The sequence below is a fragment of the Nitrospirillum goiasense genome (assembly GCF_034427435.1).
Lineage (GTDB): Bacteria > Pseudomonadota > Alphaproteobacteria > Azospirillales > Azospirillaceae > Nitrospirillum.
Map to the genome: position 1 here is coordinate 1,386,686 of NZ_JAXQNP010000002.1, position 13,018 is coordinate 1,399,703.

Here is a 13,018-nt window from a genome sequence, read left to right on the forward strand (position 1 = left end):
AACGCGCCACCCACGCACCACCATCGCTTTGCCATTGTTCCCCCTTGCGCGACCTATGCGCGCGCCCATCCCAACGAGGGATGCGGGGCGACGGCGGCGGCCGTGGGGCGGAACCATGGCGTTTTCAGGGCGGCCGGAGGCGGTGGCCGACAGGGCGCAAACAACAAAACACCCGCCGGACGCGCTGCCCGGCGGGTGTCTTGGTACTGCATCACGCGTGCGACCGGGGCGGCGCCTGACGGCGGCCGCCTGGGCTCACAACAGGCGCCTTAGGCGTCCTTGTTGTTCATGCCGCGGCCGGTGGTGCGCTCGGAGATGCGGGCCGACTTGCCGCGGCGATCGCGCAGGTAGTACAGCTTGGCGCGACGCACGTCACCCTTGCGGATCAGCTCGATGCTGTCCAGGCGCGGGCTGTACAGCGGGAACACGCGCTCCACGCCTTCGCCGTAGCTGATCTTGCGGACGGTGAAGCTGGAGTTCACGCCGGCGTTGCGGCGGGCGATGACGACGCCCTCGTAGGCCTGCACGCGCTCGCGCGACCCTTCGACGACCTTCACGTTCACCTTCACGGTGTCGCCCGGGGAGAATTCCGGGACCGCACGGGTGGCGGTCAGCTTTTCAATCTGCTCTTGCTCGAGCTTCTGGATGATGTTCATGGCACTCAACTCCACATGATGACAATGGCCAGCCTCACGGCGGTCAATCCAGGTTTGGCACAGGCGCCGTTTCCACGGTGGTATCCACCAGGGAAACGCCATCCTCTAGGGTCGAACCGCCTTTCGGCTTGCGCCGGCGGCGGCTCTTGGTTTCGGCCTTGGGCCGGCTCTCCTCGTAGCGCCGCCACAGGTCCGGTCGCCGGTCCCTGGTGATGCGCTCCGCCTCGGCCAACCGCCAGGCTTTCACCTTCTCATGGTGCCCCGAGAGTAGAACCTCGGGCACCGCGCGGTCCTGCCAGACGGCCGGCCGCGTGTAGTGGGGATACTCCAGCAATCCCCGCTCGAAACTCTCTTCGCCCGCCGTCTCGACATTGCCCATGACGCCCGGCAACAGCCGGACGCAGGCGTCGATCAGGCACAGCGCCGCGGGCTCACCCCCGAAAGCACAAAATCCCCGAGGCTCACTTCCTCGAGGCCCTGCGCTTCCAGGACCCGTTCATCCACCCCCTCATACCGGCCGCACAACAGTGTGAGGCTGGGCGCCGATACGAGTTCCCGTACCAGCGCCTGGTCCAGCACACGTCCACGCGGCGAGAGGTAGATCGCCCGGCCCCGTTCCCTCTGGTCCTGGCTCAGCCGCGACCGGCTGTCGGTCAGGGCTGCATCCAGGACGTCGGGCCGCATGACCATACCTGGTCCGCCGCCGAACGGGGTGTCGTCCACGGAGCGGTGTTTATCACTCGCGAACGACCGGATGTCCACTGATTCCAGCGACCAGGTGCCATTTTCAAGCGCTTTCCCCGCCAGGCTCATGCCCAGCGGTCCCGGAAACATCTCCGGGAACAGGGTCAGCACCGTCACATGCCAGCCGGCCGTCATCGAATCAGGCCTCTTCGTCACCGTGGCCCTCGTGGGCCTCGGGCGCGTCTTCTTCCGTGGTCATGGCCTCGTCAGCGGCGGGGCCACCTTCCATCTCGGCCAGTTCCTCCGGCGTCGGCTTGACCTTCTCGAACAGGCCGGCCGGCGGTTCCACCGTCACCACGCCCGCCTTCACGTCCACCACCGGGACGGCGGCGCGGGTGAAGGGTATGGTGACCGTCTTGCCGGACGCCGCGTGCGCGATCTCCAGCATGTCGCCGCCACCGAAGTCGTAGATGGCCTTGATCTCGCCGAAGGGCTCGCCATCGGCCGTGGTCGCCATCAGGCCGATCAGGTCGGCGTGATAGAACTCATCCTCGTCCTCGGTCGCCGGCAACTGGTCGCGGGCGATGTACAGGCGGGTGCCCTTGAGCGCGTCGGCCGCGTCGCGGTCGCGCACGCCCTGCAATTCCGCCAGGAAATGATCCTTGCCCATGCCGGTCATGGTCAGGGCGAAGGCGCGGGCGCCCGATTCGTCGGTCAAGGTGCCATAGGCGAACAGCGATTCCGGCACAGCCGTGAAGCTCTTCACCTTGACGCGGCCGCGCACCCCGTGGCTGCCCACGAACTGCCCGACGCAGATGCGCGTGGCGGTTTCCATAACGATACTCTCTGGAAGACTGTAGGCGGCGGAAAAGCTGAACGGGGGCGGTCACCCGCCCCCGTCGCAACCTGTCAGCCTTGGTGCCGGTCCGGCCGCCCTTGTCGCCAAGGGGGACGGTCGGCCTCAGGTCAATCAGCCCTCGGTGCTGGCGGCGGCAGCGGCGGCCAGCTTGGCGCGCTCCTGGGCCTTCGCCTTCGGGGCGGACTTCTTCGGGGTCTCGCGGACCTTCGGCAGCTCGATGATGTTGGCGCGGCCCAGGAACAGGGCGACGCGGTCGGTCGGCTGGGCGCCCACGGACAGCCAGTGGCGGGCGCGCTCTTCCTTCAGGGTGACGCGCTCGGCGTGCTCACGCGGCAGCATCGGGTTGTAGGTGCCGATCTTCTCGATGAAGTTGCCATCGCGGGGCGAACGGCTGTCGGACACGACGATGCTGTAGAACGGACGCTTCTTGGCGCCACCGCGGGCCAGACGAATCTTGAGGGACATTTCTTACTTCCTGACTCTGATGTTGAACTGAAGATGATGGTGAAACGCGGATACTAAAACCTGGCTGGGGATCAGCGGCCCTTGGGCATCAGGGCCGACAGGCCCTGGCGCATCAGGCCCTTTTTCCCCAGTTTCTTGAACTTGCGCATCATGTCGGCCATGTCCTGGTACTGCTTCAGCAGCCGGTTGACGTCGGCCACCGTGGTCCCGGACCCCAGCGCGATGCGGCGCCGGCGCGATGCGTTCAGCAACTTGATGTCGCGGCGCTCCTTCTGGGTCATGGAGGTGATGATCGCCTCCTGACGCTTCAGCATGCGCTCGTCGATGTTGGCCTTGGACAGCTGGTCCTTGATCTTGCCCACGCCGGGCAGCATGGACAGCATGCCGCCCATCCCGCCCATCTTCCGGATCTGGCGCAGCTGGGACAGCATGTCATCCAGGTCGAAGTTGCCCTTTTCCATCTTCGCGGCAAGCTTCTCGGCTTCCTCGCGGTCGATGGTCTCGGCGGCCTTCTCCACCAGGCTGAGCACGTCGCCCATGCCCAGGATGCGGCCGGCGATGCGGTCGGGGTGGAAGGCCTCCAGCGCGTCGATCTTCTCGCCGGTGCCCAGCAGCTTGATGGGGCGGCCGGTGATCTGGCGCATCGACAGGGCGGCGCCGCCCCGGGCGTCGCCGTCGATGCGGGTCATGACGATGCCGGTGACGCCGACCTTGTCATTGAAGTTGGTGGCGACGGTGACGGCGTCCTGGCCGGTCATGGCGTCCACCACCAGCAGGCTTTCCACCGGCTTGGTGACGTCGCGGATGCGCACCACCTCGTCCATCAACTCCTCGTCGATGGCAAGGCGGCCGGCGGTGTCCAGCATGACGACGTCATAGCCTTCCAGCCGGCCGACGCGCATGGCGCGCTGGGCGATGGTCACCGGGTCTTCGCCGGGAACGATGGGCAGGGTGGCCACGTCCACTTGCTCACCCAACACCCGCAGCTGTTCCTGGGCGGCCGGGCGTCGCGTGTCCAGCGACGCCATCAGCACCTTCTTCTTCTCGCGGGTCTTCAGCAGGCGGGCGATCTTGGCGGTGCTGGTGGTCTTGCCCGAGCCCTGCAGGCCCAGCATCAGCACCGGCACCGGCGCCTCGGCGTTGAGGTTGATGCCCTCGTTCTGCTCGCCCAGCATCTCGACCAGATGGTCGTGGACGATCTTGATGACCATCTGGCCGGGGGTGATGGAGCGCAGCACCTCCTGACCGACGGCCTTTTCCTTCACGCCGTTGATGAAGGACTTGACCACGGGCAGGGCCACGTCGGCCTCGAGCAGGGCCACGCGCACCTCGCGCAGCGCAGCACCAACGTCCTCTTCGGTGAGGGCGCCGCGCCGACGCAGCCGGTCGAAGATGTCGCCGAGCCGTCCTGTCAAGCCGTCAAACATAACCCGTCCTGGCCATTGCCGTTCCGATCTTCACCCGCCCCCCTAGTCCAAGCGTCCGGTCAGGCCCATTTGCCCAAACGAAAAGCGCCAGTGCACGAAACTCGTGGACTGGCGTCGCGCCTTGGCGCGGGGTGCGGTTCGACCCGGTTTCCAAACCGGAACCCGTGGTCGAGGTTGGGCTATCTAGCCCGATGGCGGACGTATGTCAATGCTTCAGAAGGGCGGCGAGCCTTGCGGAAAATACGGCGAACGGAGCACCAAGTACGGATCCCGGCGGCGGGGCGCCAATCAAAGCGGTCGATGGCTCATGGCCCGCGCCGAAGCCCTGTGTCAAAGGCCTGCGGATGTGTGGCAGATCATATGCGGCGTCCGCTATTTCACCTAAAGGCTGGCCTCGTGTGCGCGGGGCCTCTTCCAGCCAGCGTTTAAGATAAGGTATGAACGGATTATCGGGATAATCTTAGGTTAATCTCACCGCCCCTGGCGGAGATGGATTGCGGGGGAGGACCGGCCCCCGCGGAGGCGTGTATGTCGATGTCGTCCGGCCGAAATGCCGAACCCGAACGGTCAAGGATGAGCCAGACGGAGTTGCTGGCGATCATTGGCAAGCACCGGGCCTTCCTGACGAAGCAGCCCGGCGGTGTGCGGGCCAGCTTCAAGCTGCGTGACCTTTCCCATATGGATCTGTCGGGCCTGAACCTGGCGGAGGCCGATTTCTCGGGCGCCAAGCTGTTCGGCGCCCGCATGGTCGACTGCGTCCTGACCGGCGCGTCCCTCTATGCCGCCGACCTGCGCCTGGCCAACCTCGAACGCTCGGACCTGCGTCGGGCCGACCTGCGCGGCGCCTGCCTGCGCGGCGCCGTGCTGAACCAAGCCTCCATGGCCGAAGCCGATCTGCGCGAAGGCACCATCATGCACGTCCGCAAGGACGGCAGCATCACCCCCCACGAGTTCGACGACGTGCCGGTGCAGACGGAGCTGTCATGCGCCACGGTCGTTGGGGCGGACCTCAGCCGGGCCAAGCTGTCCAACACCTTCCTGGTGCAGTCGGATCTGACCGATTGCATCATGCGCGGCGCCAAGATGGCGCGCGCCAACCTGACCAACACCAACCTGACCGGCTGCGACCTGAAGGGCGCCGACCTGACCGGCGCCAACCTGACCGGCGCCAAGCTGCACGGCGCGGATTTGACCGGCGCGGAATTGGGGCTGGCCCGCTTCGCCGGCGCCCTGATGATGGGTACCATCCTGGACGACAACGCCCGGCGCGCCGAAGAGGTGCTGGAGGGCATACACGCCCCGACGCCGGAGGATGCCGGCCTGGATCTGTCCGCCATGCTGGTCCTGCATTCGGAATGGGTGGAGACCGGGGGGCGCGAGGGCGCCCGTGCCGACCTGTCCAGCCTGGACCTGAGCGGCGTGGATCTCGGTGGGACGAACCTGTCGGCGGCCCTGCTGCACTGCGCTTGCCTGCGCAAGGCCAGCCTGGTGGGCACGTCGCTGCCCATGGCCGACCTGTCGCTGGCCGACCTGCGCGACGCCGACCTCAGCCGGGCCGACCTGCGCGGGGCCTCGCTGGAGCGGGCCACCCTCAATGGGGCGCAGCTGGTGCGGGCGGACCTGGGCCCCGTCTTGATCCAAAGCTCCACCGGCCGGTTGTGGAGCGCCAACCTGCACCGCGCCCGCCTGGACGGCGCCAACCTCACCGGCGCCATGCTGAAGCGCGCCGTGCTGTCCCAATCCTCGCTGGTGGGGGCGGTGCTGAAGGATGCGGAACTGTCGGACGCCAAGATGGCGGGGGCGGACCTGCGCGATGTCGACCTTGCCGAGGCGGACCTGGACGGGGCCGACTTGGCGGATGCGGTCGGCATGGTTCACTGATCCTGCGCCCAATCATCCGCTCCCATTGGCCCCGCTCCGGTGGTCGCGGCCTAGTTTCGCCCTAATTTCCTGGCAAATCTGTCGCACGATTCCCGCCGCCCGCCTTTCCCTGCCTGACGGACGCCCATGCTGTTGCCCACACAAGACCGCCCTGTCCGCCGCCTCACGCTCGGCCTGCTGGTGGCCGGCCCCTTCCTGTTCGGCCTGTGGGCCGTGCTTCTGGGCCAGGACGGCAACTGGGACCTGCGCAACTATCACTGGTACAACGCCTACGCCTTCCTGACCGGGCGCTGGGGCATGGACGTGGCGCCGGCGCAGGTGGCCAGCTTCTACAACCCCACCCTGGACCTGCCCTTTTTCCTGGCGGCCCAGGTCTTGCCGGCCCGGGTGGTGGAATTCCTGCTGGGCAGCATCCAGGGCGCCAACCTGGTTCTGCTGTACGGTCTGGCCTGGGCGGTGCAGCGGCCGGTGACGCCGGAGCGGCGGCGCGCCCTGGTGGCCCTGGCCGTGGCGGTGTGCGGCATGGTGGGCGGTGGCCAGGTGGGCCTGCTGGGCACCACCTTCTATGACAACGTCATCAGCCTGTTCGTGCTGGGCGGCATGCTGGTCGCCATCGGTGGGAATGGCGCGGCCTGGGATGGCCCCAACGGCCCCGCCTTCCGCCGTGTGGCGCTGGCGGGATTGCTGGTGGGCAGCGGCGTGGGGCTGAAGCAGCCCACCATCGTCTTCGCCGTGGGCACCTGCGCCGCCTTCCTGCTGGCCGGTGGCGCGCCGTGGCGCCGCCTGTTCCTGTCCTTCTTCTTCGGGCTGGGCGTGCTGGCCGGCATGGCCCTCTTTTCCGGCCACTGGATGTGGTTCCTGTGGAGCCATTTCCAGAACCCGCTGTTCCCCTATTTCAACAACGTCTTCCATTCCCCCTGGGGCACGCCCGATCCCTACCGGGACGACAAGTTCATCCCCAAGGGGGCCTTGGCCGCCGCCGTGTTCCCCTTCGCCTGGGCACGGGACCCCAAGCTGGTGGGCGAGATCATTTTCCGGGATTACCGGGTGCTGGCGGCCTATGTCGTGCTGGTGCTGACGGGGGCCGTGGCCCTGGTCCGCTGGGCGCGGGGGCTGTACGCCGTCCAGGCCCCCGTGGTGGACACCACGGGCCATGCCCGCGCCCGGCGCTATCTGCTGCTGGCGGGCGCCCTGAGCTACCTGGTGTGGCTGAAGCTGTTCGCCATCTACCGCTATCTCATCCCGCTGGAGATGCTGGCGCCGGTGCTGATCCTGGCGGCCGTGTCGCTGTGGCCGGCCCCGGCCCGCGCGCGGGGGGCCGTCATCGCCCTGCTGTTGCTGGCGCTGGCCGCCACCGGCCAGTCGGGCACCTGGGCCCGCGTGCCCTGGGGCGACCGCCCCTTCGACGCCAAGGTGTCGGAGGTGCAGGCGCCCGCCGTCCCCCGGCCGGACCATACCGTCATCCTGATGACGGGCTATGCCCCCACCAGTTTCCTCATTCCGGGATTCCCGCCGCAGATCCCGTTCCTGAGGGTGCAGAGCTATTTCATCCACCCCGACCAGGGCGACATCCTGCTGAACCGGCAGATGCGCCAGCGCATCGACCAGGGCATCGCCAACGGGGATGACTTCTACCTGCTGGTGGCGCATTGGGAGACGTGGACCATAGACCAGATTTTGCCACGCTATGGCCTCAAGGGCGCCGGGGAACCCTGTCAGCCTGTGACCTCGACCTTGGACGAGCCCATGCTGTTGTGCCGCATCGTACCGCTGCAACCGGCGGCGGCCCGTGATATGAACCCCGTCAACTGACGCCTATTTTCGAGGATTCCCCGCGATGGTAGACACCACCGCCTTCACTCCGGACGCCGCGCGCCGCCCCACCGTGGCCGTCCTGGTGCCCTGCTATAACGAGGAAGCCGCCATCGCCAAGGTGGTCGCCGATTTCAAGGCGGCCCTGCCCGACGCCACCGTCTACGTCTATGACAACAACTCCAAGGACCGGACGGTGGAGGTGGCGCGCGCCGCCGGTGCCGTCGTGCGGACCGAGCCGCTGCAGGGCAAGGGCAATGTGGTGCGCCGCATGTTCGCCGACATCGAGGCGGACGTGTACGTGATGGTCGACGGCGACGACACCTATCACGCCGCCAGCGCCCCGGCCCTGGTCAACCGGCTGGTGACCGAGCAGTTGGACATGGTGAACGGCGCCCGCGTGACGGAGATCGAGGCGGCCTACCGCCCCGGCCATCGGTTCGGCAACCTGTTGCTGACGGGCCTGGTGACCTTCATTTTCGGCAAGCGCACCAACGACATGTTGTCGGGCTACCGCGTCTTCTCCCGCCGCTTCGTCAAGTCCTTCCCGGCGCTGGCCGGCGGCTTCGAGACGGAGACGGAGCTGACGGTGCATGCGCTGGAGCTGCGCATGCCCATCGCGGAGGTGGAGACCCCCTATAAGGACCGGCCGCCCGGGTCGGTCAGCAAGCTGTCCACCTACAAGGACGGCATGCGCATCCTGTGGATGATCACCAAGCTGGTGAAGGAGGAACGGCCCATGCTGTTCTTCGGCATTGCCGCCCTCCTGTTCGCCCTGCTGTCGGTCATTCTGGGCATTCCCATCTTCGTCACCTTCGTGGAGACGGGCCTGGTGCCCCGCCTGCCCACGGCGGTGCTGGCCACCGGCCTCATGATCCTGGCCTTCCTGTCGCTGACCTGCGGCCTGATCCTGGACACGGTGACCCGTGGCCGGCGGGAGATGAAGCGCTTGCGCTACCTGGAAATCCCCGCGCCGGATTTCGCCCCGCTGGGCCGGGGCTGAGCGGCGGTGACGCATCAGCCTGAGGGCCAGCCCCCTTCCGGCAACCCGAAGCAGGTGAAGGCGGAGGTCATGTCCTTCGCCCTCATCGGCGTGGCGGGCCTGCTCGTGGACATGGGCGCCTTGTGGGTGGCCATGAACCCGCTGGGCTTGGACAAGCACAGTGCGGGTTTCTTCTCCTACTTCGTGGCGGCCACCTTCACCTGGTGGATGAACCGGCGGTTCACCTTCACCGGCGCCAGCCGGCGGCGGGCCTTGCACCAGTGGGCCAAGTTCCTGGCGGCCAACGCCGTGGGCGGCGTGGTCAACCTGTCGGTCTACAACCTCATCGTCTGGCTGGACGCGCCGGCCTTCGCCGTCGCCCTGCTGCCCTGGCTGCCCGCGCTGTGGCCCTATGGCGCCAAGGGTGCGGGTTCCCTGGCCGGCATGGGCTTCAACTTCGTCCTGTCCAAGATGCTGGTGTTCGGCCACAAGGCGCCCAGGGCCTGAAGTGAAACGACCAAGCGGCATGAGCGTGCTCATGCCGTAGGCCGCGACCGCGGCCGCCGGAGGTTTCCGGGGAACGAAGTGGACTGGAAGCCGAGGACAGCCAAGGGGCGCATGCCCCGCCGGCGCTTGAGGCAGATAAACGAGGCACACCAAACCAACAAGCCGGCCCTGCCGGGCACGCCCATGGACAGGGGGCGGATCGTCGCCATATAACCGGGCATCATGGCGCGCCGGTTTCTCAAGATGCACGGGCTGGGCAACGACTTCGTCGTTCTGGATGCCCGCACCACCCCCCTGTCCTTGACGGGCGCGCAGGCGCGCGTCCTGGCCGACCGCCGCTTCGGTGTCGGCTGCGACCAGATCATCATCCTGGAACCGCCGCAATCGGCCGGCGCCGATGTCTTCATGCGCATCCTGAACCCGGACGGCAGCGAGTCCGGCGCCTGCGGCAACGCCACGCGCTGCGTCGCCTCGCTGGTCGCGGCCGAAGGGGCCGGACGCGACCGTCTGACGGTGGAAACCATCAGCGGCCTGCTGCCCGCGGTCCGCCACGCCGATGGTCTGGTGACGGTGGACATGGGGCCCGCCCGCCTGGACTGGGGCCAGATTCCGCTGGCCGAGCCCGCCGACACCCTGGCGCTGGACGTGGCCGCCGGCCCGCTGTCCAGCCCCTGCGCCGTCAACATGGGCAACCCCCACGCCGTGTTCTTCGTCGACGATGCGGAGGCGGTGGATCTTCCCCAATGGGGACCGCAGCTGGAACACCACACCGCCTTCCCGGAGCGCGCCAATATCGAGGTCGCGACCGTCGTGGCGCCCGGCCGGGTGCGCATGCGGGTGTGGGAACGCGGTGCCGGTATCACCTTGGCCTGTGGGTCCGGCGCCTGCGCCACCCTGGTGGCCGCCGCCCGGCGGGGCTTGACCGGACGCAAGGCTGACATCGTCATGGATGGCGGCACCCTGACCATCGAGTGGCGCGAGGATGGCCATGTGCTGATGACCGGGCCGGTGGCCACGGCCTTCAGTGGCGAGTTGGATGACGCCTTGCTGGCGGGCGCCGGGCGATGAGTGCCGAGCACGCTGACACTGATCATGGGCACGAGCACCGCCAGGAAGGCTCCGGCCCGGAGATTTCGGGCGAGGCCGGCGGACCGCAGGTCGTCACCTTCGGCTGCCGCCTGAACGCCTACGAGTCCGAGGTGATGCGCGACCACGCGCGCGCCGCCGGCCTGGGCCCCGTGCTGATCTTCAACACCTGCGCCGTGACCTCGGAAGCCGAGCGCCAGGCCCGCCAGGCCATCCGCAAGGCAAGGCGCGAGAACCCGGACACCCGCATCGTCGTCACCGGCTGCGCCGCCCAGGTCAACCCCGGCACCTTCGCCGCCATGCCCGAGGTGGACCAGGTCCTGGGCAACGACCTGAAGCTGAAGGCCGAGAGCTGGACCAGCTTCGGCGCCGGCCAGGCGGAGCGGGTGATCGTCAACGACATCATGTCGGTGCGCGAGACCGCCAGCCACCTGATCCAGGGCATGGAGGGCCGCGCCCGCGCCTTCATCCAGGTGCAGAACGGCTGCGACCACCGCTGCACCTTCTGCATCATCCCCTATGGCCGGGGCAATTCCCGCTCCGTCCCCATGGGCGAGATCGTGACCCAGGTGCGCACCCTGGTGGAGCAGGGCTACCGTGAGGTGGTGCTGACCGGCGTGGACGTCACCAGCTATGGCCCCGACCTGCCGGGCGCGCCCACCCTGGGCCAGATGATCCGCCGGCTGCTGGCCCTGGTGCCGGAGCTTCCGCGTCTGCGCCTGTCCTCGCTGGACCCGGTGGAGATCGACGACGACCTCTGGCGCCTGATCGCCGAGGAACCGCGCCTGATGCCCCACCTGCACGTCAGCCTGCAGGCAGGCGACGACATGGTGTTGAAGCGCATGAAGCGCCGGCACAGCCGCGCCGACGCCGTTGCCTTCTGCCAGCGCGCGCGCGACCTGCGGCCGGACATGGTGTTCGGCGCCGACCTCATCGCCGGCTTCCCCACGGAAACCGATGAAATGTTCCAGAACACCCTGGACGCCGTGGCCGACTGTGGCTTGACCTGGCTGCACGTCTTCCCCTACAGCCCGCGCCCCGGCACGCCCGCCGCCCGCATGCCGCAGGTGGACAAGGCGGTGCGCAAGGAACGGGCGGCCCGGCTGCGCGCGGCGGGGGAGGCGGCGGTGCGCCGGCACCTGGCCAGCCAGCAGGGGCGCACCGTCACGGTGCTGGTGGAAAAGGGCCGTATCGGCCGCACGGAACAATTCGCCGAGGTGCGGCTGGATCGCGATTTCGCGCCGGGCACGCTCGTGGAGGCCCGCATCGCCGGGCTGGATGGCGACATGCTGATGGGTTGCTGCTGATGTTCGATTGGATCAAGCGTAAGAAGCCCGCCGCCGAAACCCCGGCCGCCCCGCCCACGCCTGAAACCCCAGTCGCCGTCGAGCCTGTTTCGCAGCCGGAACAACCCCCGGCACCGCCTGAAATGGCCGAGGAGCCGGTGGTGGCGCCCGTCACGGCGCCCAGGTCCGCCCTGGTCCTGGACGCCGCCCCGGTGGCGCCGGTGGAAGAGGCGCCCCAGGGCGGCTGGCTGTCGCGCCTGCGCCGGGGCTTGTCCAAGTCCACCTCTCGCCTGACCGACGGCATCGGCGGCATCTTCACCAAGCGCAAGCTGGATGATGAGACGCTGGAGGAGCTGGAGGAGCTGCTGATCCAGGCGGACCTGGGTCCCGCCATGGCGGCGCGCGTCACCGGCGACCTGGCCAAGAGCCGCTTCGGCAAGGAGATTTCCCCCGACGAGGTCAAGCGCTTCCTGGCTGATGAGATCGCCAAGGTGCTGGCCCCCGTGGCCCAGCCCCTGGTGCTGGATGGCAACCACAAGCCCCATGTGGTGCTGGTGGTGGGAGTCAACGGCACGGGCAAGACCACCACCATCGGCAAGTACGCGCGGGAACTGCGGGCCGCCGGCAAGACCGTGTGGCTGGCCGCCGGCGACACCTTCCGCGCCGCCGCCGTCAGCCAGCTGCAGATTTGGGGTGAGCGCACCGGCGCCCCCGTGATCGCGAAGGAGACGGGGGCGGACGCCGCCGGCCTGGCCTATGAGGCGCTGGAGAAGGCGCGGGCCGCCGGTGCCGACGTGCTGCTGATCGACACCGCCGGCCGCCTGCAGAACAAGCAGGGCCTGATGGATGAGCTGCGCAAGATCGTGCGCGTCATCAAGAAGGTAGACCCCACCGCCCCCCATACCACCCTGCTGACCCTGGACGCCACCACCGGCCAGAACGCCCATTCGCAGGTGGAGGTGTTCAAGGAGATGGTGTCGGTCAACGGCCTGATCCTGACCAAGCTGGACGGCTCCGCCCGGGGCGGCGTGCTGGTCTCGCTGGCGCAGAAGTTCGGCCTGCCGGTCCATGCCATCGGCGTGGGCGAGGGCATCGACGACCTGCGCCCCTTCGACGCCCAGTCCTTCGCCGCCTCGCTGGTTGGCCTGGAGGAGGGACGCTGAGAGGGGCTGGCCCCGGTGGCTGGCCCCGGTGACGGAAGGTCGCGCAACGGTCATCAGGGTGCGCTTGACACCTTCCGTTCCTTGACGGACTATCTTTGCAAAGCCGCACGCGGGGGACAGCCCGGTGCGGCTTTTCTATTTTTTAAAAGACTTTGCTGACCCACGGGGTCCGCCGGCGGCAATCCGGTCGCGGGCGTGCAGGACCCCAGA

At 68.2% G+C, this 13,018-nt stretch carries 11 protein-coding genes and 1 pseudogene; 7 read left to right on the forward strand and 5 right to left on the reverse strand.

The genetic code is table 11. The features are described from left to right. Positions 1–269: 269 nt before the first annotated feature. The 5 genes and pseudogenes from rplS to ffh form a co-directional block, all read right to left on the reverse strand. Complete coding sequence (rplS, locus tag ULB03_RS08920; RefSeq protein WP_145729941.1) at positions 270–656, reverse strand: 50S ribosomal protein L19; 387 nt, start codon at positions 654–656, stop codon at positions 270–272. Positions 657–699: 43 nt separating this feature from the next. Next, positions 700–1,535 (reverse strand): annotated as a pseudogene (trmD, locus tag ULB03_RS08925) (tRNA (guanosine(37)-N1)-methyltransferase TrmD). A gap of 4 nt (positions 1,536–1,539) precedes the next feature. Continuing rightward, complete coding sequence (gene rimM / locus ULB03_RS08930; RefSeq protein WP_322482820.1) at positions 1,540–2,175, reverse strand: ribosome maturation factor RimM; 636 nt, start codon at positions 2,173–2,175, stop codon at positions 1,540–1,542. A 135-nt stretch (positions 2,176–2,310) separates the two neighbouring features. After that, positions 2,311–2,664, reverse strand: coding sequence for a 30S ribosomal protein S16 (gene rpsP / locus ULB03_RS08935; protein WP_145729793.1), 354 nt, complete (start codon positions 2,662–2,664; stop codon positions 2,311–2,313). 71 nt (positions 2,665–2,735) lie between these two features. Further along, a complete protein-coding gene (ffh, locus tag ULB03_RS08940) occupies positions 2,736–4,091 on the reverse strand; it encodes a signal recognition particle protein (RefSeq protein ID WP_322482821.1) in 1,356 nt (451 codons plus the stop codon). 573 nt (positions 4,092–4,664) lie between these two features. Here ffh and ULB03_RS08945 point away from each other — a divergent pair. From ULB03_RS08945 to ftsY, 7 genes are all read left to right on the forward strand, one after another. Beyond that, complete coding sequence (locus ULB03_RS08945; protein WP_322482822.1) at positions 4,665–5,972, forward strand: pentapeptide repeat-containing protein; 1,308 nt, start codon at positions 4,665–4,667, stop codon at positions 5,970–5,972. Between the two features lie 126 nt (positions 5,973–6,098). Continuing rightward, positions 6,099–7,784 carry a hypothetical protein gene (locus ULB03_RS08950; RefSeq protein WP_322482823.1) on the forward strand — a complete coding sequence of 562 codons (1,686 nt, stop codon included), beginning with the start codon at positions 6,099–6,101 and terminating at the stop codon, positions 7,782–7,784. A 25-nt stretch (positions 7,785–7,809) separates the two neighbouring features. Then, the gene (locus ULB03_RS08955) at positions 7,810–8,787 is read left to right on the forward strand and encodes a glycosyltransferase family 2 protein (RefSeq protein WP_322482824.1); all 978 of its coding nucleotides are present in this window, start codon (positions 7,810–7,812) and stop codon (positions 8,785–8,787) included. Positions 8,788–8,793: 6 nt separating this feature from the next. After that, the gene (locus tag ULB03_RS08960; RefSeq protein WP_322482825.1) at positions 8,794–9,273 is read left to right on the forward strand and encodes a GtrA family protein; all 480 of its coding nucleotides are present in this window, start codon (positions 8,794–8,796) and stop codon (positions 9,271–9,273) included. 222 nt (positions 9,274–9,495) lie between these two features. After that, entirely contained in the window at positions 9,496–10,341 is an 846-nt protein-coding gene (gene dapF / locus ULB03_RS08965; RefSeq protein WP_322482826.1) for a diaminopimelate epimerase, read from the forward strand. Continuing rightward, the gene (gene mtaB / locus ULB03_RS08970; RefSeq protein WP_322482827.1) at positions 10,338–11,666 is read left to right on the forward strand and encodes a tRNA (N(6)-L-threonylcarbamoyladenosine(37)-C(2))-methylthiotransferase MtaB; all 1,329 of its coding nucleotides are present in this window, start codon (positions 10,338–10,340) and stop codon (positions 11,664–11,666) included. Before dapF ends, mtaB begins: the two co-directional genes overlap by 4 nt. Continuing rightward, complete coding sequence (ftsY, locus tag ULB03_RS08975) at positions 11,663–12,808, forward strand: signal recognition particle-docking protein FtsY (RefSeq protein WP_416211146.1); 1,146 nt, start codon at positions 11,663–11,665, stop codon at positions 12,806–12,808. Before mtaB ends, ftsY begins: the two co-directional genes overlap by 4 nt. Positions 12,809–13,018: the final 210 nt, after the last annotated feature.